Below are 24268 nucleotides of genomic sequence, written 5' to 3'. Positions count from 1 at the left end.
ACTAGCCCAGGAAGACGTTGCGGCGGCGGGTGAGCAGCTTGTAGAGGGTCTGCTGAATGGTTTCGCGCACGTGGTCGGTCACCTCGAAGAGCACCATCGGGTCGTCGGCCGCGGCGTCGTCGTGGATGTCGGTGGCGATCGGCGTCCCGAACTCGATGTACCACTTCGACGGCAACGGCACCGCGCCGAGCGGGCCGAGCGCCGGGAACAGCGGTGTGATCGGGAAGTACGGCAGCCCGAGCAACCGTGCGAGCGACGTCAGGTCGGCGATGTTGGGGTAGATCTCCTCGGATCCCACGATCGAGCACGGCACGATCGGCGCATCGGTCTTCAGTGCCGCCGACACGAAGCCTCCGCGCCCGAAACGCTGCAGTTTGTAGCGTTCCTTGAACGGTTTGCCGAGTCCCTTGTATCCCTCCGGGAACACGGCGACCACCTGATCGTCGCGCAGCAGCCGTTCGGCGTCGGGGTGACAGGCCAGGGTGTGTCCGGCCTTGCGGGCCACCGTGCCCACGACCGGCAGATCGAACGCGAGGTCGGCGGCGAGCATCCGCAGTGGCCGACCGGCGTGGTCGCGCACGGCCACGGACGTCATGAGCGCGTCCACGGGTAACGTGCCGGCATGGTTGGCGACGACGAGCGCGCGACCGTCCGCCGGGATGTTCTCGATGCCGCGGACCTCCACGCGGAACCACTTGTCGAACAGGGGCCGCAGCAGCGGCATGATCACGTGGTCGGCGAAGTGCGGGTCGTATCCGAAGTCGTCGACCTCGTAGTCGCCGGTGACGCGGCGCCGCACGAACTCGGCCGTGCCGGTGGCGTACCCGATCAGAGCCTGCCGGATGTCCTCGGCGAACGCGTCGCTCCGCTCGTCGGGTACCGGGGGCATCGTCGACGGGTGCGCGGAGGCGCCGTCGGGGAGCCGCCCCTGCGATCGCCGGGTTCCGGCGTGCAGCGGAATCACCTTCGCCACCTGGGTCATCGCACATCCACCTTCTCTCCCAGTGCGGAGAGCACCATCGATTCGGCCTTGTCGATCCATTCCGTGCGCACGACCCGGGTGAGCCCGATGCCGTGAGCGAAGTCGTCCAGCGCGTCGCGGGTGCTCCATCGCGGCTCGAATCCGAGTTCGGACCGCATCCGGGTGGTGTCGAGGCCGCAGCCGAAGTGGAAGTAGTCGAGTTCCTCCTTGGTGAAGGACTTCATCACCGACCCCATGAGCGCGTGCCCGACGGTGCGGAACAGCGAGTACGGCATGGGAACCGTCGCGCCACCGGCGCGGCGCACGGCCTGCGACATCGTGACGATGCCATCACCGGCGACGTTGAACGTGCCGGGCGGGCCCGCCACGGTGGCACGTTCGAGCGCGCCGAGCGCATCCTCCTCGTGCAGCAGTTGCATGCGCGGGTCGCGTCCGAGGACGGTGGGCACCAGCGGGGACGTCAGGTAGCTCGACACCGATCCGGGGAGGCGGTGCCCCACGGTGGGGGCGAGGCGCAGGATCGTGGTGTCGATGTCGCTGCGACGCCGGGCCAACCCCCGCAGGTACCCCTCGATCTCGATCATGTCGTGGGCGAACGCGCCGGTGACCCGGTGCCGCGCGCTCATCTCCTCGGTGAACTTCGCGGGGTCCTTCGCGCTGGATCCGTACACGGCGGACGACGACCGCAGCACGACCTTGCGCACCGACGGCGCCTTCTGACAGACCGCGAACAACTGCATCGCCCCGAAGACGTTCATGTCCTTCATCGCGACCCGGCTGCCCGATTTGGGTGCCTTGGTGACGGCGGAGGCATGCACGACGGTGTCGACGTTCATGTTGCGGATGACCTTGCCGACGAGAGGGTTCCTGATGTCGGCGAGCACGAACTCGGCCCGGCCCATGCGACGCTGCATGTCTTTGCTGGGCGGCTGCGTATCGACCGCGATGACGCGGTCGATGTCGGGGTTCTGCGCGAGCCGCGTCACGAGATATCCGCCGAGGAACCTGCTGGCACCGGTCACCAACGCCACCGATGGCGGATCCACATTCCTGTCCCCAGATGTCACACGGCCCCCTGCCAGCCACCACTGCATGTCTGTGCTCGACGACGTTACGCGCCCGATGCCCTGAAACGGTGGGTGTCCGATGTCGCGGGCACCACGTCCGTGGTCAACGATACGGTGACTTCGGCGACATCGCATGGCGGCCGGTGACCGAAATGCGAATACCCGCCACCGAAACGGTGACGGGTATATCGATCCGGCAGACTACTTGCCGAGTTTACGACGCTGCACGCGGGTGCGGCGGAGCAGCTTGCGGTGCTTCTTCTTCGACATGCGCTTGCGGCGCTTCTTGATCACAGAACCCATGGTGGGCATCCCTCACGTTCTACTAGCGTTCCTGCGCACGCCGGTGACGTACGCCTGAGTATGTCGACGCTGGGCCTCGTGGTGACGAGTTCAGCGCCTCACGACACCGGCTGGCCGGTACGACGACACACGATCGTACCGGGCGGGTCCGACCGAGTGGAAACCGAGGTCCGCTCCGCGTTCCGTCCGGCTCCGCAGCCGGTCACCCGACGTCGAAGTACGACGTCTCGAGATAGTCGTGGACCGCCTTCGCGTGCACGCGGAACGACCGTCCCACACGCACGGCAGGTAGTTCACCGCTGTGCACCAGCCTGTACACGGTCATCTTCGACACCCGCATCAACGCCGCCACTTCGGCGACCGTCAGGAATTGGGTACCGGAGAGAACCGACTGTCCGTCCTGGGGTTGCCCCTTCGACGGTGTGTTTCCTGAAACCATTTGACACCTCCGGCACGTCCGCGCCGCCGGCTTCCCCTCCGGCGGAACAGACACGCACGTGCTCTTCCGAGCTTAGCGTGACGAATGGGTCCTGTGCGACGATGCACGTCACCAATTCGGTATCGACACCGACCCCGCCGCACCCGCGGCGGGCCGTCCGGCGGTCTATTCGGCGGAACCACCGAGCTGCACGGACCGCGCTCGCGCGGCCTCGAGCGCCTCGTAGAACGCGGTGCGCAGCCCGCCTCGTTCCAGTTCCCGGACGGCCGCCGCGGTGGTGCCACCGGGTGACGTGACCGCCGCACGCAGATCCGATGCCTTGTCCCCCGACTGCGCCAGCATCGCCGCGGATCCGGTCATGGTCTGCACGACCAACTCGGTGGCGACCGCCCGGGACAGCCCGAGCGAGACGCCGGCGTCGATCATCGCCTCGGCGACGAGGAAGAAGTAGGCGGGTCCCGAACCGGACACCGCGGTGACGGCATCGATCTGCGATTCGGGGACGACGGAGACCGTCCCCACCGACGCGAGCATCTCGCGCACCTGATCGAGGTGCTCCGGGCGGACGTGCCGGCCCGCCGCGAGCACGCTGGCGCCCTGCCCGACGAGCATCGGGGTGTTCGGCATGACCCGGACCACGGGGAAACCCGCGGGCAGCTTGTTCTCGTAGCGCGCGGTCGTGATGCCCGCGACGAGCGAGACCAGCACCTGTTCGGTGTCGCCGCTGTCGGCGGACGCCGCCGCGGTCACCACCGTGTCGACATCACCCGGCTTGACCGCGACGACGATGACGTCGGCGCCCTCGACGGCGTCGGCGGTGCTGTCGGTGACACGGATGGCGTAGTCGCGCGCGAGTTCCTCCGCGCGCTCGGGGAACTTCTCGGCCACCACGAGGTCCTTGGTCGGGTAGCCGTTCTGCAACAGGCCCGAGATCAGGGCCTCACCGATCCGGCCCCCACCGATCACCGCAATTCTCGTCATGGGTGACAGACTGCCACGACGCCCCTGTGTGGCCCGCATCGCAGTCCGTACCCCGCCGGGTCCACCTCAGCGCGGGAGCATCGCCAGCTGACGGGACTGCACGACCACGGCGCCGGTGACGTCGACGACGGTGTGATCCTCCTCGAACCAGGTCTGTCCGAGGACGGTGCTCTCGGCGACCACACGAAGCCAACCCGGCTCGGGGATCCTGCGCAGGTACGCGGTGAGCTGAACGGTGGGCGCCCAGCCGAAGACACCGCGATTCATCACCACCGGAGCCGAGATGTCGCCCGCCATGAGCGCGAACAGCACGGACGTGTCGACGTCCTCGCGGTCGGCGGGTCGGGGCCGCACCCACATCCCGATACGCGGCTCCCCCTGTGCGCCGGTGAGGAAATGGCCGGTGGCGGCGTCGAGGCTCATGTCGGTGGCACCGCTGAGCTTGACGATCTGCCCCATCGGATGGTCGGGGGTGACCACGATGGCGTCGGTCGCCGGCTCGGGAGTCATCCCGGTCGCGCTGTGCGGGACGGTGTAGCGCGGCTCGTCGTGATCGGGCACGCCGAGCGTCACGCTCGACCGGACGGCGACCCGTCCGCCCTGCGAGAGTTCGGTCTCGACCACCGACACCTGCTTGCCCATCTTACGGACGGCCGTGGTGATCTCGACGTCTCCGGGGTCCGGTGCGGCCACGAAGGAGGAACTCACCGCGAGGGGTTGGATCGTGGGATCGGCGTCGGCCGCGATCGCGGCGCGGCGCGCGGCGGCCGCGCTCACCGCGAGCATGCATCCTCCGTGCACCTTCGGCCCGATGGTCCAGGTGGGGTCGATGTGCGCGGTCCAGGTGGCCGCGCCGACCGCGGTGATCGCGGTGAGGTCACGGAAGGGATGGTCGACGGTCATGGTGCCTCTGTCTCCTGCGTGGTGGTGTCACCCGCGTTCTGCGGGTGTCGATCGGGTGATGCCGCGAAGGCCCGGGCCGCACGGTGCTGATGCGCCAGGCGGCGCATCGCGGCGAGCACGGGTTCGTACAACGCGGTGCCGAGGACGGCCGCCTCGACCGTCTCGTGCCGCGAGTTCATCGGGAGCATGTCGACTTCGAGATCGGCGATCGCACGAATGTGCCGGTCGTACACGTCGATGCGCCGACCGGACATGGTCAGCCCCGCGGATTCGAGGGCGACGAGCGCACGTTCGAGTTGGGCGACCGCGGCGAATCTCGGGTCGTACGACTGACCGATCCTCTCGAGCAACGCCCGGGCACGTGGGTGGTCGGCGTCGGGCGGGTCGTCCACATACGGCGGGAGTGCCGCGACGGCCTTGCCGAGCGCCGCGAAGAGGTCGTCGCCGGGCTGCTCCACGAGCGCGACGACGACCTTGATCCGGTCGAGCGGTAGCCCCTGCCCCGCGAGGGCACGCACCAACCCGAGCCGCCGGACGTGGGTGTCGTCGTACCGGGCCTGCGTCGCGCTGGTGGCGCGCCCGGGCATCAGCAGTCCCTCGCGAAGGTAGTACTTCACGGTGGGGAGCGGCACGCCCGCGCGTGCCGCCAACTCCGAGATCCGCACCTCGTCCTCCTTGCACCTCTTGACACCGGATACTACAGCTATCCAATATTGGGTAGCTCCACTATCCGATCGAGGGACGGAGACGACCATGAATCCCGTGCTCGTGATCATCGTCGGGGTGACGTTGCTGAGCGTCGCCGGAATCGCATTCGGAGGCACCTTCCTGCTGCGGGTCGGGAACGGCGGAGTGCCCACCAACGACCTGCAGAAGACGTTCTTCCGCGCCGGACACGCGCATGCGGGTGTCCTCGTCACGCTCGGCCTGACGGTGGTGCTGCTCACCCATGTGGCCGGAGCATCACCGGGATGGGCGGCCGTCGGCTCCGTCGCGGTGCTGGCCTCCGCCGTCCTCGTCCCCGCCGGCTTCTTCCTGTCGGTGCTGGGCGCCGACCCCGCACGGCCCGGCCCGATGATGGCGTCGGTGTGGCTCGGTGCCGCCTCACTGACCGTCGGTGTCGTGATCTCCGGGGTCACGGTGCTCGCCGCCGGGATCGGCGCGCTCTGACCCCGGGGGCTCCGCCGAGGAAACACCGGCCGGACGTGACGGCTCCGCACCGACGGTGAGCGCCGTCCGCGCCGGGCGGTCGAGATGCTCCCGGGCGAACGCCAGTGCCTGCGCGAGCATCGCCGAGCGCTCGGCACGCGTGCGCGCCGACTGCGTACTCACCTCGAGCACCACCTGGCCGGCGAAGTCGTCGGTCGCCAGTCGCCGGCAGACCTCCGCGCACGGCTGCGTGCCCGTTCCCGGGATCAGATGCTCGTCGAGCGAGGCACCGCGACCGTCGGCCAGATGCAGGTGGTCGAGTCGCTCCCCCATCCGGTCCGCCAAGGCGAGCGGATCCATGCCCGCCGTCGCGGTGTGCGACAGGTCGAGCGTGTAGTGCCCGAACCCGGTGTCGGTGGGGTCGATCGACGGACTGTACGCCGACACGGATCGGCCCGGGCCTCGCCGACGGAGCCGTTCGGCACCGCGATCCCGACCGCCGAACAACACGTCGGCGCGCATCGGATACATGTTCTCCACCGCGACCGACACCTCGCCGCGCGCTTCGAGGGCCGCGACCTGGTCGGCGAATCCGTCCGCGTACCGGCGCTGCCACCGGAACGGCGGATGGACCACGACGGTGCGGGCACCGAGTGCTCCCGCGACCCGCACGGACCGTTCGAGCTTGGCCGCGGGGTCCGCTCCCCACACGCGCTGGGAGATCAGCAGGCACGGCGCGTGGACCGCGAGCACCGCCACTCCGTACTTGCGCACCAGTGCACGCACGGCCCGGACGTCCTGACTCACCGGGTCGGCCCACACCATCAGCTCGACGCCGTCGAACCCGAGGTCGGCGGCGAAGCGAAAGGCCGACTCCGTGTTCTCCGGATACACGGATGCGGTCGACAAGCCCACCGGGATGCGTCGTGCCGTCGCCATGTGCCGGGCCTATCCGTTGGGTAGGAGGAACAGCAGCGGCCCGAACGCGACGAACGCGCCCACCGCCAGCGCGATGAGCTGGCTCATGATGTCGTCGGTCCGCCGCAGGATGCGCACCACCGCGACGAGACCGACGATGACGACGAGCGCGAGCCCGAACGCCACCCACGGCATCATGTCCCACAGCTTCTCGAAGCCCTTGAACAGCAGTCCGCCGGCGACGATCGCGCCCACACTCTCACCGATCAACAGCGCCCACTGCCGGACGCCACTGTCGGAGGATCCGTCGCGCGGGGGTTCGCCGTCGGTCGCCTCCGCGTCCTCCGTGGCGGATGCGGCGGCCTTCGCGCCCGCCTTGACCTTGCCGGCCTTCCCCTTCTCCCCGGTGCTCTTCCCTCCGGCACCCTTGTCACCGTCCCGGCTCTTCGAGTCGCGCGGCGTGCGTGTCACGGAGGCGTCGACGGAGCCCCCGTCGTCCGCGGCCGGGTCGATAGTGTCGGTGTTCTGCGCGGCGTCGTCGTCGGATCCGGTCCCGCGCAGATCGCTCGCGGGTCCGGACAGCAGCCGCGGTTCCGGACCGTCGGTGGAACGGACCGGCGCGGGGGGCGGCGTCGAGGCGCTGACGGTGTCGAGGTGAGCCCGTGCCCGGCGAGGCAGCGCCGACGGGCGGATGATCTCGGTCGGCGATTCGATCTTCGCGACCTCCGCAACGGTGGTCGGCGGGTCCGCCACCGGCGCCGGGGAGGTCACCCGCGTCATCTCGTTCGCGGTCGCGTCGGAGACGACCGCGGCCGCCGAAGGCGGCTTGGGGGTGTCGAGCACGGGCGGCTCGACCTTCGGGGTCTCGGGGACGGTGGGCTCGACCTTCGGGGTCTCGAGCACCGGCGGCTCGACCCTCGGGGTCTGCTGCGCCAGCGGCTCCACCGTGGGTGTCGGCGGAGTTGCCGCGGCCGTGTCGCCGGTGCCGGAGTCACCGTCGTTCGTGCGTGCCGCCCTGCCGACGACGGGGATCTCGCCGGTGAGCTCAGCGACGGAGATACCGCCGGTGTTCCCGCGGCGACGGCGACCCCCGCTGCGCGACCCCACCTTCTGCCCGTTGCGTGCGAGCAGTTCGGCGACCGAGATCTGTCCGGTGTCGGTGCTGTGATCGTCTGTCATCGGGCTGCCACCACCAGTTCGCCCCCCATCTCCGTGTCGAGCTTGCGCAGGATCAGCCCTTCCCGCAGCGCCCACGGGCAGATCTCGAGGGTCTCCACCCCGAGTGCCCGCATGGCCGCCTCCGCGACGAGCGCGCCGGCGACCAACTGCTGGGAACGGTCTGCACTGACGCCTTCGAGTTCGGCGCGGTCCGCGGTCGTCATGCGCGAGATGAACGCGATGAGCTGTCGCAGCCCGCTCGCCGTCAGGGTCCGTCGTACCCGGATCCCCGCGGACGAGGGAGCGGCCCCCGTGAGCCGAGCGAGCGTGCGGAAGGTCTTCGACGTCCCGACGCACAGGTCGGGGTCGCCGGCGCCGCGGATGTCCTTGGTCGGTCCGGCCAGCTCGGCGTCGAGCCAGTCGCGCAGCGCCGAGATACGGCGCTTTCCGGGCGGGTCGTCGAGGAACCAGTCGCGGGTGAGTCGCCCGGCGCCGAGCTGCAACGAGTAGGCGACCTCGGGGTCCTCGTCGCCACCGTAGGTCAACTCGAGCGATCCGCCGCCGATGTCGAGATCGAGGATGCGCCCGGCACTCCACCCGTACCAGCGGCGGACCGCGAGGAAGGTGAGTCGGGCCTCGTCCACCCCGGACAACACGTCGAGCTTGACACCGGCTTCGGCGTTCACCCTGTCGAGCACGGCCTGCGAGTTCCGGGCGTCGCGCACGGCGGACGTCGCGAAGGCCATCAGCTCACCGCACCCGGAGGTCTGCGCGATGCTGGCGAACTCCCGGGTGGTCTCGACGAGGCGGTCGGCGCCGCGGACGGTGATGTCCCCGTCGTCGTCGATGTTCTCCGACAGGCGCAGAGTCGCCTTGGTCGAGCTCATGGGTGTGGGGTGGCCGCCACGATGGGCGTCCACCACGAGCAGGTGAACGGTGTTGCTTCCGACGTCGAGTACCCCTAGGCGCACATGGCTACGGTACTGGGTCTACCGTCGGTGGCTGTGACAGCAGGTACGCCCGGAGCCACATTCAAGATCGTTCCGGCCCCAGAAGTTCCCCTCGACTTCCCCCGGGAATGGGTCGAGTTCAGCGACCCGGACAACGACGAACACCTGATCAGCGCGGACATGACATGGCTTCTGTCCCGGTGGACCTGCGTGTTCGGCACTCCCGCCTGCCAGGGCATCATCGAGGGTCGGCCCGACGACGGCTGCTGTTCCCACGGCGCGTTCCTCAGCGACAGCGACGACCGCCGCAAGCTCGCGAAGGCAGTGAAACATCTCACGTCGGAGGACTGGCAGTTCATCGACAAGGGCCTCGGAAAGAAGGGCTACCTCGAAGAGGACGACCTCGAGGACGAGCCTGCGCTGCGCACCCGCCGGTACAAGGGCGCGTGCATCTTCCTGAACCGGCCGGGGTTCCGGGGCGGCGTCGGCGGATGCGCGTTGCACACCATGGCGTTGCGACGCGGCATCGAACCGCTCGAGATGAAACCCGACGTGTGCTGGCAGTTGCCGATCCGCCGCACCCAGGACTGGGTGGAACGCCCGGACGGCACCGAGATCCTGCGCACGGTGATCACCGAATACGACCGACGCGGCTGGGGCGAAGGGGGCCACGACCTGCACTGGTACTGCTCCGGGTCGCCCGACGCGCACGTCGGCGCCAAACCTGTGTGGCAGTCGTACGCACCGGAACTACGTGAACTGCTCGGTGTCGCGGCGTACGACGAACTCGCCCGACTGTGCCGACGTCGCGAAGGACTCGGCCTGGTCGCCGTGCATCCCGCGACGGGCACCTGACCGGGTGGAGGTCAGCCCTCCAGCTTGTATCCCAGACCCCGCACCGTCACCAGGTGCCGGGGCTTGGCGGGATCGGATTCGATCTTGGACCGCAGACGCTTGACGTGGACGTCGAGGGTCTTGGTGTCGCCCACGTAGTCGGCGCCCCACACCCGGTCGATCAGTTGCCCCCGCGTCAGGACGCGGCCCGAGTTCCGCAACAGGTACTCGAGGAGATCGAACTCCTTGAGCGGCAGGGGGACCACCTCCCCGTCGACCTGCACGACGTGCCTGTCGACATCCATCCGCACCGGACCCGCCTCGAGGATCGTGTCGTCGAACGTGGCGTCGGAGTCGGTGTCGGCCCCCCGCCGGAGCACCGCCCGGATCCGCGCGATCAACTCTCGGGCCGAGTACGGCTTCGTGACGTAGTCGTCGGCACCCAATTCGAGGCCGACGACCTTGTCGATCTCGCTGTCGCGTGCCGTGACCATGATGACCGGCACCCCCGACCTGCTGCGCAGGTGTTTGCACACGTCGGTGCCGCTCATGCCCGGAAGCATCAGGTCCAGGAGCACGATGTCGGCGCCCGCTCGATCGAACTCGGCCAACGCGGAGGGGCCGTCGCCTGCGATGACGGTGTCGAATCCCTCCTTGCGCAATAGGAATGCGAGCGGGTCCGCCAGCGATTCCTCGTCCTCCACGATCAGAACACGGGTCACGGTTGAGTCCTCCGTACCTTTCTCGTTGCATGCGCACCCGGCGCGGGTGCCGTACCGACCGGATTCACGATCCGACCGGGCTCTCGCGGCGCGACGACGGGTCGTCGTCGGCGCCACCTGGACCGAAGTGGGCGGGGATCAGCAAGGTGAACGTCGATCCCGTACCCGGTTTGCTCCACAACAGGATCTCGCCGTCGTGGTTCGCGGCGACATGTTTGACGATCGCCAACCCCAGCCCGGTTCCACCCGTGGCTCGCGACCGCGCCTTGTCGACTCGGTAGAACCGTTCGAAGACCCGTTCCTGATACTGCTTCTCGATGCCGATCCCCCGGTCGGTCACCGCGATCGCGATCCTGCCCTCACGCAGGGTCCGGCTCACCGACACCGGGGTCCCCGGCGGCGAGTAGGCGATCGCGTTCTCGATGAGATTCGTCAGCGCGGTGACGAGCAGCGTGCGGTCGCCGAGCACCTCGTACCCGCTGGGTCGGTCCGCGGTGATCTCGATGCGAGCGTTCTCGGCGGTGAGCCGGGTGCGTTCGAGGGCATCGCTGACGACGTCGTCGACGTCGACGACGTCGAGATCCGGCAGTTTCTCCGCGCCCTGCAACCGCGACAGTGCGATCAGTTCGGTGACGAGATTGCCGAGCCGGGTGGCCTCCCGTTGGACGCGCTGCCCGAAGTGCCGCACGCTCTCGGGATCGTCGACGGATTCGAGAAGGGCCTCGGCCAGCAGCGCCATCGCGCCGACCGGCGTCTTGAGTTCGTGGCTGACGTTGGCGACGAAATCCCGGCGTGTCGCCTCCATCCGCACCTGTTCCGAGTCGTCGTAGGCGTAGAGGACGACGAACCTGGGATCGTCGTCGAACAGCTGTCGGGCGACGCATCGCACGGCGACCCGGTCGCGACCGTGCGGATTTTTCCGGACGATGTCGATCTGGACGGGTTCCGAGCGGTCGAGGACCAGATTCGCCGCGGCCCAGGCGGGTTCCACCAACAACCGACGGTCGACGAGGCCGAGTTCCTCGGCACGCGGGTTGAACAGGATCACATCGTGGAATCCGTCCACCACCGCGATTCCCGTCGACGAGCGGTACACGACACGATCGAGCACCTGCGCCATGGTCAGGTCGGTGTCGTCGTCGCCGCGGTCGCGGCGCAGACGCCCGGCGGCGATCGCGAGCAGTCCGCCCAGAGCGGCGGCCACGACGGCCAGCAGGACTGCCTGCAGAACATTCACGCTTCGAATCGTAATGACGCCGAACCGGGGGACGACGGCGGGTCGGCACCGTTCCGTGCACGTCACGGCCGGTTTTGCGGCAATTATCCGATCATTAACCTACTGTTCGCCCGGGCCCGCGCGCACGGACGCGCGCGGGCCCGGACGCCCGGCGAGTGGGCGTCGTCGACTACCTGGCGCCCTGGTTCGCGACCGCGGCGGCGCCCGCTGCGGCGGCTTCGGGGTCGAGGTAGGTACCACCGGGGTTCAGGGGGCGCAGGTCCTCGTCGAGGTCGTAGCGCAGCGGGATGCCGGTGGGAATGTTGAGCGCGGCGATGTCCTCGTCCGAGATTCCGTCGAGGTGTTTGACGAGCGCGCGCAGCGAGTTGCCGTGCGCGGTGATCAACACGGTCTTTCCGGCACGCAGATCCTGGGAGATGGTGTTCTCCCAGTACGGGATCAGACGCGCGACGACATCCTGGAGGCATTCGGTCAGCGGAACCTCGTCGAGGTCGGCGTACCGCGGATCGGCATCCTGGCTGTACTTCGAGCCGGACTCGATCGCCGGCGGCGGGGTGTCGTAGCTGCGACGCCACAGCATGAACTGTTCCTCGCCGAACTCGTCCTTGATCTCGGCCTTGTTCTTGCCCTGCAGGGCGCCGTAGTGGCGTTCGTTGAGGCGCCAGTCGCGGACCACGGGGATCCAGTGCCGGTCGGCGGCGTCGAGGGCGATGTTGGCGGTGCTGATCGCCCGACGCAGCAGCGAGGTGTAGAGGACGTCGGGGAGCACCCCCTGCTCGGCGAGCAGCTGCCCGGCACGCTTGCCTTCGGCGACACCCTTGTCCGTCAGGTGCACGTCCACCCAGCCGGTGAACAGGTTCATCGCGTTCCATTCGCTCTCGCCGTGGCGGAGCAGGACCAGTGTTCCGGTACTCATGTCCCCAATCCTGACACGCTTCGTCGTCCGATTCGCCCACGGGATCACGATTCGTTCGCTATATCTGACAACGCACGTTGCCAATTTCGCCGATCGTCGCCCCGACGCAACCGGCGACCATCGTGAAGTGGGGGTAGTGCAGTGACCGATGCCCGAATGTCCCGCCGTACCGCGCTGACCGCCTTCGGCGCACTCGGTGCCGCAACGGCGCTGCCCGGGATCGCCTCGACGAGGCCGACGCGACGCTCGTCCGGCCCACACCGGAGGTCGCCGTGTCGCGGTCCTCGGCGGCGGACCGGCGGGCCTGACCGCCGCGCACGAACTGGCCGAACGGGGATTCTCGGTCACCGTCCACGAACCCACCGCGCTCGGCGGCAAGGCCCGGAGCATCCCGTCACCCGGCACCGCCGCCGGTGGCCGCCTCGACCTTCCGGGCGAACACGGGTTCCGTTTCTTCCCGGGCTTCTACCAGCACATACCGGACACCATGCGCCGCATTCCCGTTCCCGGCAACGACGACGGCGTGTTCGACAACCTCGTGGAGGGCCCGGCGTTCCGCATGTCGGTTCCGGCGGCCCCGATCTGACCGCGCCCAGTTCGATCGGCGCCGTCGACGTCCGCGACCTCGACTCGCTGCGGCAGTCCCTCGAAGCCGCGTTCTCGCTCGGTGGAGCGATCCTGGGCGCAGCTCCTGACCGGCCTCGGCGTGCGATTCGAGATGGGTTGGGCAGCAGAATCGTTCGATATGACCGGAGGCCGGATCACCGGAGCACGAGTGGTCGACGGAGCCGGGAATCGCGCCCGCGTCGACGCAGACTGGTTCATCGCGGCGATGCCGGTCGAGCGGGCCGTGCCGCTGTGGTCGCGTGCGATGCTCGACGCCGAACCGCGCCTCGGCCTCATGCGCAACCTCGTGACGGACTGGATGGTCGGTATCCAGTACTTCCTCCGCCGACCGGTACCGATCGCCCGGGGGCACGTCGCGTACCTCGGGTCACCCTGGGCACTCACCTCGATCTGCCAAGCGCAGTTCTGGCGCGGGGAGTTCGCCGACCGCTACGGCGACGGCACGGTCGACGACTGCCTGTCTGCGGACATCTCGGACTGGGGCACCCCCGGAATCCTGTACCGACGAAGCGCGAAGGAGTGCACACCCGACGAGATCGCCCGCGAGGTCTGGGTACAGATCCAGGCGTGCCTGAACGACACCGGAGAGGCGGTACTGCGCGACGACGACCTCGCATCGTGGTTCCTCGACCCGGGCGTGCGCTGGAACGCCGCCGCCGGCCGCAACACCAACGACACCCCGCTGTTCATCAACACGGTCGGGTCGTGGGCGGATCGTCCCGACGCCCGCACCGCGATCCCGAACCTGTTCCTCGCCGGCGACTACGTCCGCACCGACATCGATCTCGCCACCATGGAGTCGGCGAACGAATCTGCCAGGTCCGCCGTGGCGGCGCTGCTCGAAGCCGCCGATTCCCCCGCCGCACCGCCCGCGCGGTACCGGCTGCACGAACCGCCGGAACTCGAACCGATGCGACTGATCGACGCCGAGCGCCATCGCGCGGGGCTGCCTCATCTGCTGGCGTGATCCGAACGCGTGATCGTACCGTTCCGCCTCGAACTCGGGCTCGGCGCGGGACACTCGACGAGGGACCCGCGGAAGACGACGAGAGGTCAATCGTGCAGGACACCCGAGTGACGAACACACCGGTTCTGATCGTGGGAGCAGGCCCGGTGGGCCTCACCGCCGCCGTCGAGTTGCGGCGACGCGGCATCGACGCCACCGTGATCGACCGGCTGACGGAGCCCGCCCGGTACGCCAAGGCCGTCGGCATCCAGCCGCGGACACTCGAGGTGTGGGACGCGATGGGCATCGCCCGGTCCGCGCTCGACGTGTCCGCGCCGATGCTCGGGCAGATCGTGTTCGTCGACGGTCGCGAGGCGATGCGGATCGACCTCGAACTACCCGACGATGTGCCGTACCGGTTCGCGTGCATACCCCAGTACGCCACCGAGGACGTACTGGCCCGCGCGCTCACGGATCTCGGCGGCACGGTACGACGCGGTGTCGAGTTGACCTCGTTCACCGAGGGCGCCGACGGTGTGGTCGCGACCCTGCGCGACGCCGACGGCTCGTGGGAGTGCACGACCGAGTACCTGGTGGGGTGCGACGGCGCGCACAGCGCTGTGCGGAAGGGGCTGGGGGTGTCCTTCGACGGTGACGCGTTCCCCGAGGAGTACATGCTCGCGGACGTCGAACTCGGGTGGTCGCTTCCCGCCGGGTACGGAATCCGGTCGATGACGACGTCCGACGGGGCCACCACCGATCTGATGGTGTGCATTCCGCTGCCCGGCCGCGGGCGGTACCGGGTGTCGTCGTTCGTCGCACCCGATCTGGCGACTCCGCCGAGCGAACGCGGCATCGCGCACGGGATGGAGGCCGAGCACCGGCCCACCCTCGCGCACATCCAGGCGCTTGCGGACCGGTTGGCTCCCGAGCCCACCCGGGTGTCGGCGCTGCGGTGGTCGTCGGTGTTCCGGATCAGTCACCGCATCGTGGGGAGCTACGGGACGGGCCGGGTGTTCGTGGCCGGCGACGCGGCACACATCCACCCGCCGACCGGCGCGCAGGGGATGAACACCGGCATCCAGGACGCCTACGATCTCTGCTGGAAGCTCGCGTTGGCGGTGACCGGCCGCGCCGCCGACGGTCTGCTCGCGAGCTACGACGCCGAGCGTCGGCCGATCGGCGAGGAGGTGGTGGGCCGCACCGTGCGGGACGCCCGCGAGGGTATCGGCGCCGGCGAGAACGATCCGACCACGATCATGCTGCGCGAAGCCCAGTTGCTGCTCGGGTACCGCGGCAGTCCGATCGTCGACGACGCGGTGGCCGGGTCCGGTCCGTCGGCGGGTGACCGCGCCCCCGATGCGCGCGGGCTGCGACAGGCACCGGTCGCGGTGCCGACCCGGCTTCACGATCTGCTGCGCCATCCCGGGCACACCGTGATCCTGTGGTCATCGGATCCCGGAGATGTCGACGCCGCGGACGATCTGGCGGACACCCTGATCGAGCGGGCGGGCGACCTTCTGCGCGCGTACGTCCTCACCCCGGCCGGGGTCGCGGGCGCGTCGGGTCGCCGCTTCGAGGACGACTGCGGCCGCGCGGCGGCCACGTACGGGTTCGGTGCCGCCGCCGAGGCCGTCGTCGTCCGCCCCGACGGATACCTGGCGTTCCGGACGACGAACCCGACCGCAGACGCGCTTCTCACGCATCTGGGCCGGGTTCTGCGGCTGTGAGACCCGCCGGATCACGCTGTGGTGGAACGCAAGTCCTTTCGGAGGATCTTTCCTGCGGCCGACTTCGGCACGATGTCGATGAACTGCACTCGACGGACCTTCTTGTGCGGTGAGACCCGCTCGGCGACGAACGTGATCACGTCGTCCTCACTGAGGTCGGTGTCCGGCTGGCGCACCACGAACGCCTTGGGCACCTCCTCGCCCTCGTCGTCGAGGACCCCGATCACGGCGGCGTCGGCGATCTGCGGGTGCGTCAGCAGCAGGGCCTCGAGCTCGGCGGGCGGAACCTGGTAGCCCTTGTATTTGATCAGTTCCTTGAGTCGGTCGACGATCGTGATCACGCCGTTCCCGTCGACGGTCGCGATGTCACCGGTGTGCAGGTAACCGTCCTCGTCGAGGGTCTCCGCGGTCGCCTCGGCGTTGCCGAGGTAGCCGACCATGATGTTCGGTCCCTTGCACCACAGCTCGCCGGGTTCCGACACACCATCACCGGTCGGGTATGCGACCTCTTCACCGGTGGCGGGATCGACCAGTTTGCATTCCATGTTGGCGATGGTCGGTCCGACCGCGTCCAGCAGCGTGTCGTCGTCGTCGAACGGGATGGCGTGCGAGACGGGGCTCATCTCCGACATGCCGTAGCCCTGCCTGACCCTGCACCCGAGCCGCCGTGCGACGGCGCCGCCGAGTTCGCGATCGAGCGGGGCCGCGCCGGAGAAGACCGTGTGCACGCTCGACAGGTCGTACTGATCGACGAGCGGGTGCTTGGCGAGGGCCACGGCGACGGGCGGCGCGATGAACACGTACGTGCACTTCTGTTCCGAGACGATGCGGAGGAATTCGACGAGATCGAACTTCGGCATCGTGACCAGCGCGGCGCGATTGTAGAGGGCCGCGTTGAGCAGGACGGTCATGCCGTAGATGTGGAAGAACGGAAGGACCGCGAGGATCTTGTCGTCGGCACCGATACCCATCCGCGGCTGGATCTGGCAGACGTTGGCGACGAGGTTGCGGTGCGTGAGCATCACCCCCTTGGGGCGGCCGGTCGTGCCCGACGAGTACGGGAGCACGGCGAGGTGCGTGGCCGGATCGAAGGTGACCTCCGGTGCCGGCGACTGCTCGGCGAGCAGGTCGCGCAGCGAGGGGTGTCCTTCGGCGCCGTCGAGGACGATCACCCGGTCGTCGGGGATCCCCACCGTCGCGGCCGCTTCCTTCGCCTGCGGCAGCAGCGGGGAGACCACGAACAGCGCCTTGGCCGAGGAGTCCTCGAGTTGCTTCGCGATGTCACCCGCGGTGTACAGCGCGTTGATGGTGGTGGCGGTGGCTCCGGCGCGCAGGATGCCGTGGAAGACCGCCGCGAACGCCGGGACGTTCGGGGACAGCAGACCGACGACGTCACCGACGCCGAGGCCCCGCGCGGCCAGTGCGCCCGCGACCCCGTCGATCTGCGCGATGAGTGCGCGGTAGTCGGTGATCGCGCCCGACGCACCGTCGATCAGTGCGGGCCGGTCGAGATCGGCATCGGCGATCGAGCCGAACAGCAGATCGTAGACACTCGATGCCGGGATCTCGACGTCCGGAAACGGGCTGCGGAAGCTCATAATTCTCCTCCATACGGAATCGGTGCGGCACTCGATGCCAGTATGGGGCCGATCACAACGAACAGCCCCGAATGTGAATAGTGTCACATTCGGGGCTGCGGTGCCGGGGCGGCGTCCCGCCCGGATCTCACGCGGGGGACGGCATCCGGATCATGCTCGGGAAACGATCAGAAGTACTGACCGCAGACCGGCCACGCGCCGATCCCCTGGCCGGCGAGGACGTTCTCCGCAACGCGGATCTGCTCTTCACGCGAGGCGTTGTTGGCGGTGCCGGAGCCGCCGTAGGCCTCCCAGGTGCTCTGGCTGAACTGCAGGCCGCCGTAGTAGCCGTTGCCGGTGTTGGTCGCCCAGTTGCCACCGCTCTCGCACTGCGCGACGGCGTCCCAGTTGCCCGACGCAGCGTTGGCGGTGCCGGTGCCCAGAGCGAGGGGCGTGACGACGAGAGCCGCGGCGGTGGCGACGGTGCCCAGGGTGCGCTTGATCGTGAAGTGTGCCATGTGGGGGTGAATCCTCTCCGAGTGTGCACGAGGTGCGGCGCGGAAGATGCCGTGCGAATCGGCGCCCGACACCGCGGGGTGACACCGCGACCGGATCGGTCGCCGAGGTGCACCCACCTCGTTCTGCCCCTGAAGTTCGAGTCGTCCGGCACATCCGCGGGGGCAGAATCAACTACTGCGGGGCCGGTGCGTAACGGCTCGTTGTTTCGAACCTGGAACCACCGTAGCCCGCTATCACGAAAAGGTCACGGCACGATTTACTGGCACACACGTACCGATATATTCATGATCGATTCGACTTCGCGCAGGTGAGAGGCACCGAATCGCCGGCCGTGCGCCAGTGAATCACATAAATGTCATGTGTGGACGCTCACAATTCAATTCGGGGCAGTCCCTACAATTCGGACGCCGAAAACAAATTGTGACACACCGAAAGTCATCCGATATACATCGGAAACAATCCGCCGAATCCCTCGAATCGGACAGCGGCACGATTCGGAGTTCCGTCAGGAATCGCGCCCACCCGGATCGTCGGCCACCGGCCGCACGGTTGCGTCGGAGCCCTCCTCGATCAGGTGCCGGAACGGTTCGAGATTGCGCAGCGACTCCCCCCGGGAGACCCGCCATTCCCACTCCCGACGAATCGAGGCCAGGAAGCCGATTCCGAGAATGATGTTGAAATCGTGGTCGGCGGCCTCGAGCACCTGTCCGAGCACCGCGTCCAATTCATCCGGAGTGACCGAATCCGCCGACAGACGGCCGACGAGATAGATGTCGCCGACCTTGTCGAGTGTGTACGCGACGCCGTAGAGACGGCGATTGCGACGCAGCAGATACTTGTAGACGCCCTCGAAATTCTCGTCCGGTTTGCGGCACACGAACGCCTCGATGCGCACGCCGTGAAGCCCGACGGTCAGCAACGTCGTGGTCTTCAACTTGTTCTCACCGGGCAGTTCGACGACGAAATGGCCGCCGTCCTTGCGGGAGAACTCGAGTTCCCGATCCCGCAGGGTCGCCTCGATCAGTTCGCTCAGTCGTTCGCTCACGCCTTCACTCCGCTCGTCCGACGCAACTTCCACACACCACGCTGCCGGCGCGGCGAGAACTCGCCGGTCCCGAAAGCGCGGTTACGGCGCATGCCGGCCTTCCGGTAACTCTCGAGCAGCCCGTCCGCGGTGTGTTCCCACGAGAACTCCTCCGCATGCGCGGGCGCGGCCGCGGCGAAGGCAGCCAGTCGCCCGGGATCGGTGACGAGACCGCGCAACGCACCGGCCCAGTCGTCGATCCGGTGCCCGTGCACGAGCAGACCCGTCTCGCCGTCGCGGACCGCGACACCGAGTCCGCCGACGTCGGCCGCGATCACCGGCGTCCCGCATGCCTGCGCCTCGATCGCCACCAACCCGAACGATTCCGAATAACTCGGCACTGCAACAAGGTTCGATGCGCGGTACACCTCGGCGAGGCGATCCGGTGGTTGCGGGGGCAAGAAGGTGACCCGGTCGGCGATGCCGAGGTCGGCGGCGAGTTCGATGAGCGAGTCCGGCCGGTCGAGACCGGTTCCGGACGGACCGCCCACCACCAGTACCCGCCACGGCGTGTCCGGGGCATCGGTCATCGCGAGCGCGGCGGCGCGCAGCAGCACGTCCGGAGCCTTGAGCGGCTGGATACGTCCGACGAAGGTCACGATCGTCTCGTGCGGATCCAACCCGAGTTCGGCGCGGGCCTTCGCTCGGTCACCCGGCCGGTAGCGGCGCAGATCGGCGCCGGGCGCGACGACGTCGACCTTGCCGGGGTCGGCGCCGTAGATCCGTTCGAGGGCCCGCGCCTCGTCGACCGTGTTCGCGATCATCCGGTCGGATTCGGCGACCACCTGCTGTTCACCGATCTGGCGGGCGGCCGGTTCCGGTGTGTCTCCCGCCGCGAGCGACGCGTTCTTCACCGCGGCCAGCGTGTGCGCGGTATGGACCAGGGGAACACCCCACCGGTCGCGTGCGAGCCACCCCACCTGCCCGGACAACCAGTAGTGCGAGTGGATCAGATCGTAGTAACCCTGCGGGTGACGCGCCTCCTCGCGCAGCACCCCGGCGGCGAACGCGCACAGCTGGGTGGGCAGGTCGTGTTTGTCGAGGCCCTCGAACGGACCGGCCTCGATGTTCCGCACCAGCACGCCCGGTGCAGCCTGCACCGCCGCGGGGTCGGTCGAGGAGGTGGCGCGGGTGAAGATCTCCACCTCCACACCGCGACGCGCCAGTTCGATCGCGGACTGCAGCACGTAGACGTTCATTCCGCCGGCGTCCCCGGTGCCGGGCTGAGCCAGCGGCGAGGTGTGGACCGAGATCACGGCCACGCGGTGGGGGCTGCTGGGCTGGGGTGTCACCCCTCCATACTGCCCTGTTCGTATTCGACGCGGGCACGGGCCCTACACGGCGGCACCGAGGGAACCGACGAACCCGACGACCTCGTCGACGAACCGCTCCGGGTCCTCGACGAAGGGACCGTGGTCGACCCCGTCCCAGTACGAAGCGGTCACCGTCGGCAACAGTGCTTCGGCGTGCCGCGCAGCGGAGACGTCGACGACGGAGTCCGCGGTGCCGTGCACGATCAGGACGGGAACTCCGAGCCCACGCAACAGATCGTCGTTGCTCGCGCTGCGCGCGAACAGCGCGGCACGCACGTGCGGGGGTGTGCACAGGCTGGCGCCGAACAGTGCCTGCGAGACCACGCCCTTCCCCTCGCCGGGGCCGGTGAGCGCGCTGCCGAACGACCCGAGCGCGCGGATGGCCTCCGCCGGGTCCTCCGACATCGCCGTGGGAACGGCGGCGCGCATCGCGGGCCCCACCCGCCCACCGGCCTCGCCTCGTCCGATACTGGTGATCGCGCCGACGAGGACGACACCGGCCAGATGATCCGCGCCGTGCACCGCGATGTGATCGCAGAGGACGAGCCCGCCGTAGGACCACCCGAGCAGTACCGCGCCGCGCGCGTTCTCCGCGTCGAGGACGGCCTGCACGTCGGCGGCCCAGTTGTCGCGGTCGTCGTAGCCGTCCGCCGGAACACCGCTGTAGCCGTGTCCGCGCAGGTCCACGGCGATCACCCGGAACCGTTCGGACAGTGCCGCGAGAACCCCGTCACCCCAGCACTTCGAGGACTGCGCCCAACCGTGCAGCAGCACCAGCGGGCGGGCCGCGGCGTCGCCGGTGACGCGGTACACGAGGGAGGTGCCGTCGGTGCTGTGAACTTCACGGATCGTCATGCCGCAGCACTCTAACGGTCGTCGTCGTCCACACCCGTCCCCTCGCGGCCCCGTTCCCGTCCGTGCGAGTATGCGGGGATGGGCGTTCTGGTCTGTTTCCACGCGCACCCCGACGACGAGGTCTTCACCACCGGCGGTGTGATGCGGCTCGCCGCCGACGCCGGGCACCGGGTGGTACTCGTCGTCGCCACCGACGGCGCGGCCGGTGAGCATCCCGAGGGGTTGCTGGCGCCGGGTGAGTCCCTCGCCGACCGTCGCCTCCACGAACTGGAGAGATCCGCGGAGGCGCTGGGCGTGAGCCGCCTGGTGCCCTTCGGATACCGGGATTCGGGAATGGCCGGCACCCCGGGCAACGACCACCCGGATGCGTTCGCGAACACCGACGTCGACGTCGTCGCGAAACGCCTGGCCGAGATCATCGACGACGAACGCGCCGACTCGGTGACGATCTACGACCCGAACGGCGGCTACGGCCATCCCGATCATGTGCAGGTGCACCGGGTGGGAGCGCGGGCCGCGGAGTCGACGGGACACGACGCGGTGTACGAGTCGGCGATGAACCGCGACCATCTCGCGCGGCTCCTCGCCGCGAACCCGGACGTGACCGCCGAGGCCGGCCCACCCGATCTGGATTCGTTCGGACTGTCCGAGGCCGAACTCACCACGGCCGTCGACGTCACCGCCGCGATCGACGCGAAGGTCGCAGCGATGCGCGCGCACGAATCACAGATCGGCGACTTCGGCCCGATGCTGGCGATGACACCGGAACAGCTCGGCGCGGCATTCGGGATCGAGTGGTTCCGGCGGCGCGGTGTGCCCCCGGGCGTGCACGAGTCGATGTTGCGTCTTTGAACCCACCACCCCCGTGCGTGCACCGGAATCGACGACAACGCGGTGTTCCCGCGCTGTGATCACCGCGCGACGACGTCGTGCGTCGTCCAGTGTCGTAACGAATCGGTTACTGCCGCTAACGGATTCCGCGCGGGGTGCGACGCACCCTACTGAACCGCGGCACCGTGCCGCGGTGGAACGGAGCGAACGTGACGACCGAGCGCCTGACCGTGGCCGCGATGCTCGCGACCGGCATCCTACTCGTCGCGGCATGCGGCGACGACGGCGGAAACACCACGGACAACCCGTCTCCCGTGTCGGCCACCACGGTCGCGCCCGACACCACCACCCCCGCGACCGAGACCACGCGAGCAACCGAGACCGCGGCGGCCCGTTCCACCACCGCCGCAACGGAGCCCGACCACACGACCCGCACGACCCCCGCGGACGACACCGCCCCGGCGACCGCCCCCGTCGTCGACGGGCCGTGCATGGACCCGTCCTCGCCCGTCGCGACCGCCGCACTCGCCTCGCTCGGGGCGACCGCCCCGGGCGGTGACGACTGGGTTGCCGGCGCCGCCTACGACGGGCTCGCGCCGTGCCCGCAGTTGGTGTGGCTCATGGCCGAAACCCCCGGCGGAACAGCGAGTTCACCGTCGCAGGTGCTGTTCTTCCACGACGGGGCCTATCTGGGCACCGCGACCTCCGATGCATACGCCTACACGACCGTGGTCGGCACCAACGGAAACACGGTGTCGGTGCAGTACCGCTGGCTCGAGGACGACGACGCGAACTGCTGCCCGTCGGGCGGTCCCGCTGTGATCGACTACGTCTGGGATTCGCGGGTGGTGATGACGGAACCGCTGCCGCAGGAGATGCTCGACTCCTACGCGGGTTGACACACCGCCGTCACACCGCACGCCGCCGCATCGCACCGAGCGGATCGGAGTACAGCGAACTCAGCGACACCGCGCCGGCCGCGTACGCCTGCACCCTGTTTCCGAAGGCCGTGACCCCGATTCCCTTGCCCGGCAGGGTGGATGCGCGGTCGAATGCCGACGCGACGTGCGCGACCGCGGCCGGGTACTCGGTGAATGCCTGGCCTCCGAGCACGACCCGATCGGGATTGAACAGGTCGCGGAGCAGAGCGACGGTCCGCCCCAGCACGGTGGCGCGCTCGACGAGCAGTCCGTGCGCGGCCGCGGAACCGTCGCGGGCCAGTCCGTACAGCCCCCGGATCGACGCATCTCCCTCGCCCAGAACGCCTTGCCGTTGCGCGTTCTCGACGGTCGCCCGGTCGGAGACCGTCGCTTCCAGGCAGCCGACGGCACCGCACGGGCACTGCGCGGACGACCCGGTCGGTAGATGCGCGATCGAGCCCGGACCTCCCCTGGGCGTGTGCACCTTTCCGTCGAAGGTGAGGGCGATACCGACCGTTTCGCGCGCGTAGACGTACAGACCCGTCCCGGTCCCGGCGACGGCCTCCCGGTCGGGGGTGAGCAGCAGTTCGGCGGCGGCCATCGCCTCGACGTGCGCCGACACCGACACGGGCAGTCCCAGCCCGCCGCCGATGATCGCGCCGACCGGGGCGTCGACCCAACCCGACCGAGGGTGGTCGGCGGTTCCCGCGACCGGATCGACACGGCCGCCGAGCGCGACCCCCGACCACAGTGGAGTGCGGCGGTGCCACCGCGACACGAACGTGACCGCGGCGGACGCGATGGTGGTGAGCGCTGTGTCCTGATCTCCGGTCGGGGTGGGAATCTCGACGCCGGCGAGGATGCGACCCCGCAGGTCGACGGCGACGATGCCGGTGGTGACGGCACCGATGTGGATGCCGACGGTGAGGTAGCGCTCGTGATCGACTTCGATGGGGATGCGCGGGCGCCCGACCGCACCCGGCTCGGTCAGGCCGGCGCGTTCACGGAGCAACCCGACGTCGAGCAGCGACGACACCTGTCGGTTGACCGTCGCGGTGCTCAGCCCGGTCAGCTTCGCGATGTGATCACGGGCGAGGGGGCCGCGGTTCGCTGCGGCCCGGAAGACCACGCCCGCCGCGCCGTCGGCGACCCTCAGGTCGGGTGCGACGATCCGCGGAGGCCGGCCCGCGGAGGCTCCGGGCGGGCCGGTGCGACCCGAACGGGTGCGGCCCGCACCGGACCGGGACACGGTGGAAGGGAAGAGCGATCGGGGCACAGTGGGTGTGGACACGGTCCGGTTCCTTGCG

Annotated in this window: 26 protein-coding genes; 7 read left to right on the top strand and 19 right to left on the bottom strand. The window is 69.1% G+C overall.

What is annotated here, in order from left to right:
- Position 1 precedes the first annotated feature (1 nt).
- The 7 genes from LDQ05_RS08905 to LDQ05_RS08875 all read right to left on the bottom strand — a co-directional run bounded on the left by LDQ05_RS08905 (position 2) and on the right by LDQ05_RS08875 (position 5340).
- Entirely contained in the window at positions 2–982 is a 981-nt protein-coding gene (locus LDQ05_RS08905) for a lysophospholipid acyltransferase family protein (protein WP_226436549.1), read from the bottom strand.
- Positions 979–2076 carry an NAD-dependent epimerase/dehydratase family protein gene (locus LDQ05_RS08900; protein WP_226436548.1) on the bottom strand — a complete coding sequence of 366 codons (1098 nt, stop codon included), beginning with the start codon at positions 2074–2076 and terminating at the stop codon, positions 979–981. Before LDQ05_RS08900 ends, LDQ05_RS08905 begins: the two co-directional genes overlap by 4 nt.
- Before the next feature lie 174 nt (positions 2077–2250).
- On the bottom strand, positions 2251–2352 hold the full coding sequence (locus tag LDQ05_RS08895) for a 30S ribosomal protein bS22 (protein WP_003402602.1): 102 nt from the start codon (positions 2350–2352) through the stop codon (positions 2251–2253).
- A 202-nt stretch (positions 2353–2554) separates the two neighbouring features.
- Positions 2555–2791, bottom strand: coding sequence for a helix-turn-helix domain-containing protein (locus tag LDQ05_RS08890; protein WP_226436547.1), 237 nt, complete (start codon positions 2789–2791; stop codon positions 2555–2557).
- Between the two features lie 165 nt (positions 2792–2956).
- Complete coding sequence (gene proC, locus LDQ05_RS08885; RefSeq protein WP_226436546.1) at positions 2957–3772, bottom strand: pyrroline-5-carboxylate reductase; 816 nt, start codon at positions 3770–3772, stop codon at positions 2957–2959.
- Between the two features lie 66 nt (positions 3773–3838).
- The gene (locus LDQ05_RS08880; protein WP_226436545.1) at positions 3839–4675 is read right to left on the bottom strand and encodes a thioesterase family protein; all 837 of its coding nucleotides are present in this window, start codon (positions 4673–4675) and stop codon (positions 3839–3841) included.
- Positions 4672–5340, bottom strand: a complete 669-nt coding sequence (locus LDQ05_RS08875; protein WP_226436544.1) for a MerR family transcriptional regulator — start codon at positions 5338–5340, stop codon at positions 4672–4674. The genes LDQ05_RS08880 and LDQ05_RS08875 overlap by 4 nt, the downstream gene beginning before the upstream one ends.
- Positions 5341–5428: 88 nt before the next feature.
- On the opposite strand from LDQ05_RS08875, the gene LDQ05_RS08870 reads away from it, so the two are divergent.
- Positions 5429–5845, top strand: coding sequence for a hypothetical protein (locus LDQ05_RS08870; RefSeq protein ID WP_226436543.1), 417 nt, complete (start codon positions 5429–5431; stop codon positions 5843–5845).
- Here LDQ05_RS08870 and LDQ05_RS08865 read toward each other — a convergent pair.
- From LDQ05_RS08865 to LDQ05_RS08855, 3 genes are read right to left on the bottom strand one after another with little or no spacing between them, the layout of a single operon-like run.
- The gene (locus LDQ05_RS08865; RefSeq protein WP_226436542.1) at positions 5780–6763 is read right to left on the bottom strand and encodes a sugar phosphate isomerase/epimerase family protein; all 984 of its coding nucleotides are present in this window, start codon (positions 6761–6763) and stop codon (positions 5780–5782) included. The genes LDQ05_RS08870 and LDQ05_RS08865 overlap by 66 nt on opposite strands.
- A 9-nt stretch (positions 6764–6772) precedes the next feature.
- Positions 6773–7921: an Rv0497 family membrane protein gene (locus tag LDQ05_RS08860; RefSeq protein WP_226436541.1), complete on the bottom strand. Its 1149-nt coding sequence runs from the start codon at positions 7919–7921 to the stop codon at positions 6773–6775.
- A complete protein-coding gene (locus LDQ05_RS08855) occupies positions 7918–8871 on the bottom strand; it encodes a Ppx/GppA family phosphatase (RefSeq protein ID WP_226436540.1) in 954 nt (317 codons plus the stop codon). The genes LDQ05_RS08860 and LDQ05_RS08855 overlap by 4 nt, the downstream gene beginning before the upstream one ends.
- On the opposite strand from LDQ05_RS08855, the gene LDQ05_RS08850 reads away from it, so the two are divergent.
- Positions 8872–9705, top strand: a complete 834-nt coding sequence (locus LDQ05_RS08850; RefSeq protein WP_226436539.1) for a DUF3109 family protein — start codon at positions 8872–8874, stop codon at positions 9703–9705. It abuts the gene before it with no gap.
- Positions 9706–9716: 11 nt separating this feature from the next.
- Here the strand turns inward: LDQ05_RS08850 and LDQ05_RS08845 are convergent, their stop codons facing one another.
- The 3 genes from LDQ05_RS08845 to LDQ05_RS08835 all read right to left on the bottom strand — a co-directional run bounded on the left by LDQ05_RS08845 (position 9717) and on the right by LDQ05_RS08835 (position 12568).
- A complete protein-coding gene (locus tag LDQ05_RS08845) occupies positions 9717–10406 on the bottom strand; it encodes a winged helix-turn-helix domain-containing protein (RefSeq protein WP_226436538.1) in 690 nt (229 codons plus the stop codon).
- 64 nt (positions 10407–10470) lie between these two features.
- Positions 10471–11643 (bottom strand): sensor histidine kinase, encoded by a 1173-nt coding sequence (locus tag LDQ05_RS08840; protein ID WP_287220625.1) that lies wholly within the window; start codon positions 11641–11643, stop codon positions 10471–10473.
- A 169-nt stretch (positions 11644–11812) separates the two neighbouring features.
- Positions 11813–12568 (bottom strand): phosphoglyceromutase, encoded by a 756-nt coding sequence (locus LDQ05_RS08835; RefSeq protein WP_226436563.1) that lies wholly within the window; start codon positions 12566–12568, stop codon positions 11813–11815.
- Positions 12569–12755: 187 nt separating this feature from the next.
- On the opposite strand from LDQ05_RS08835, the gene LDQ05_RS19950 reads away from it, so the two are divergent.
- The 3 genes from LDQ05_RS19950 (at position 12756) to LDQ05_RS08825 (ending at position 15862) form a co-directional block, all read left to right on the top strand.
- Positions 12756–13145, top strand: a complete 390-nt coding sequence (locus LDQ05_RS19950; RefSeq protein ID WP_287220629.1) for an FAD-dependent oxidoreductase — start codon at positions 12756–12758, stop codon at positions 13143–13145.
- An 81-nt stretch (positions 13146–13226) separates the two neighbouring features.
- A complete protein-coding gene (locus LDQ05_RS19945) occupies positions 13227–14153 on the top strand; it encodes an FAD-dependent oxidoreductase (RefSeq protein ID WP_372461062.1) in 927 nt (308 codons plus the stop codon).
- 107 nt (positions 14154–14260) lie between these two features.
- Positions 14261–15862 carry an FAD-dependent monooxygenase gene (locus LDQ05_RS08825; RefSeq protein ID WP_226436537.1) on the top strand — a complete coding sequence of 534 codons (1602 nt, stop codon included), beginning with the start codon at positions 14261–14263 and terminating at the stop codon, positions 15860–15862.
- Positions 15863–15873: 11 nt separating this feature from the next.
- On the opposite strand, the gene LDQ05_RS08820 is transcribed toward LDQ05_RS08825, so the two are convergent.
- From LDQ05_RS08820 to LDQ05_RS08800, 5 genes are all read right to left on the bottom strand, one after another.
- Positions 15874–17460 carry an AMP-binding protein gene (locus tag LDQ05_RS08820; RefSeq protein WP_226436536.1) on the bottom strand — a complete coding sequence of 529 codons (1587 nt, stop codon included), beginning with the start codon at positions 17458–17460 and terminating at the stop codon, positions 15874–15876.
- A 167-nt stretch (positions 17461–17627) separates the two neighbouring features.
- The gene (locus LDQ05_RS08815) at positions 17628–17957 is read right to left on the bottom strand and encodes a transglycosylase family protein (RefSeq protein WP_226436535.1); all 330 of its coding nucleotides are present in this window, start codon (positions 17955–17957) and stop codon (positions 17628–17630) included.
- A 506-nt stretch (positions 17958–18463) separates the two neighbouring features.
- Complete coding sequence (locus LDQ05_RS08810; protein WP_226436534.1) at positions 18464–19003, bottom strand: type III secretion system chaperone family protein; 540 nt, start codon at positions 19001–19003, stop codon at positions 18464–18466.
- Complete coding sequence (mshA, locus tag LDQ05_RS08805; protein ID WP_226436533.1) at positions 19000–20334, bottom strand: D-inositol-3-phosphate glycosyltransferase; 1335 nt, start codon at positions 20332–20334, stop codon at positions 19000–19002. The genes LDQ05_RS08810 and mshA overlap by 4 nt, the downstream gene beginning before the upstream one ends.
- A 42-nt stretch (positions 20335–20376) precedes the next feature.
- Positions 20377–21210: an alpha/beta fold hydrolase gene (locus LDQ05_RS08800; RefSeq protein ID WP_226436532.1), complete on the bottom strand. Its 834-nt coding sequence runs from the start codon at positions 21208–21210 to the stop codon at positions 20377–20379.
- Positions 21211–21288: 78 nt separating this feature from the next.
- Between LDQ05_RS08800 and LDQ05_RS08795 the strand changes: the two genes are divergently transcribed.
- Both LDQ05_RS08795 and LDQ05_RS08790 read left to right on the top strand, forming a co-directional pair.
- On the top strand, positions 21289–22062 hold the full coding sequence (locus LDQ05_RS08795) for a PIG-L family deacetylase (protein ID WP_226436531.1): 774 nt from the start codon (positions 21289–21291) through the stop codon (positions 22060–22062).
- Between the two features lie 188 nt (positions 22063–22250).
- Positions 22251–22940: an LppP/LprE family lipoprotein gene (locus LDQ05_RS08790; protein WP_226436530.1), complete on the top strand. Its 690-nt coding sequence runs from the start codon at positions 22251–22253 to the stop codon at positions 22938–22940.
- Positions 22941–22950: 10 nt separating this feature from the next.
- Here LDQ05_RS08790 and LDQ05_RS08785 read toward each other — a convergent pair whose 3' ends face one another.
- The gene (locus LDQ05_RS08785; RefSeq protein WP_226436529.1) at positions 22951–24252 is read right to left on the bottom strand and encodes an ROK family transcriptional regulator; all 1302 of its coding nucleotides are present in this window, start codon (positions 24250–24252) and stop codon (positions 22951–22953) included.
- Positions 24253–24268: the final 16 nt, after the last annotated feature.

It is taken from the genome of Rhodococcus yananensis (assembly GCF_020515525.1).
In the GTDB taxonomy this organism is placed as follows: domain Bacteria; phylum Actinomycetota; class Actinomycetes; order Mycobacteriales; family Mycobacteriaceae; genus Rhodococcus; species Rhodococcus yananensis.
The sequence above is the reverse complement of the archived record's forward strand: the minus strand, read 5'-3'. Positions and strand labels throughout refer to the sequence as shown.

Bases quoted from the DNA above. Each gene is read 5' to 3' on its own strand.
- LDQ05_RS08905 (WP_226436549.1), bottom strand. From the start codon at position 982: ATGACCCAGGTGGCGAAGGTGATTCCGCTGCACGCCGGAACCCGGCGA.
- LDQ05_RS08900 (WP_226436548.1), bottom strand. From the start codon at position 2,076: ATGCAGTGGTGGCTGGCAGGGGGCCGTGTGACATCTGGGGACAGGAAT.
- LDQ05_RS08895 (WP_003402602.1), bottom strand. From the start codon at position 2,352: ATGGGTTCTGTGATCAAGAAGCGCCGCAAGCGCATGTCGAAGAAGAAG.
- LDQ05_RS08890 (WP_226436547.1), bottom strand. From the start codon at position 2,791: ATGGTTTCAGGAAACACACCGTCGAAGGGGCAACCCCAGGACGGACAG.
- proC (WP_226436546.1), bottom strand. From the start codon at position 3,772: ATGACGAGAATTGCGGTGATCGGTGGGGGCCGGATCGGTGAGGCCCTG.
- LDQ05_RS08880 (WP_226436545.1), bottom strand. From the start codon at position 4,675: ATGACCGTCGACCATCCCTTCCGTGACCTCACCGCGATCACCGCGGTC.
- LDQ05_RS08870 (WP_226436543.1), top strand. From the start codon at position 5,429: ATGAATCCCGTGCTCGTGATCATCGTCGGGGTGACGTTGCTGAGCGTC.
- LDQ05_RS08865 (WP_226436542.1), bottom strand. From the start codon at position 6,763: ATGGCGACGGCACGACGCATCCCGGTGGGCTTGTCGACCGCATCCGTG.
- LDQ05_RS08860 (WP_226436541.1), bottom strand. From the start codon at position 7,921: ATGACAGACGATCACAGCACCGACACCGGACAGATCTCGGTCGCCGAA.
- LDQ05_RS08850 (WP_226436539.1), top strand. From the start codon at position 8,872: ATGGCTACGGTACTGGGTCTACCGTCGGTGGCTGTGACAGCAGGTACG.
- LDQ05_RS08820 (WP_226436536.1), bottom strand. From the start codon at position 17,460: ATGAGCTTCCGCAGCCCGTTTCCGGACGTCGAGATCCCGGCATCGAGT.
- LDQ05_RS08815 (WP_226436535.1), bottom strand. From the start codon at position 17,957: ATGGCACACTTCACGATCAAGCGCACCCTGGGCACCGTCGCCACCGCC.
- LDQ05_RS08800 (WP_226436532.1), bottom strand. From the start codon at position 21,210: ATGACGATCCGTGAAGTTCACAGCACCGACGGCACCTCCCTCGTGTAC.
- LDQ05_RS08795 (WP_226436531.1), top strand. From the start codon at position 21,289: ATGGGCGTTCTGGTCTGTTTCCACGCGCACCCCGACGACGAGGTCTTC.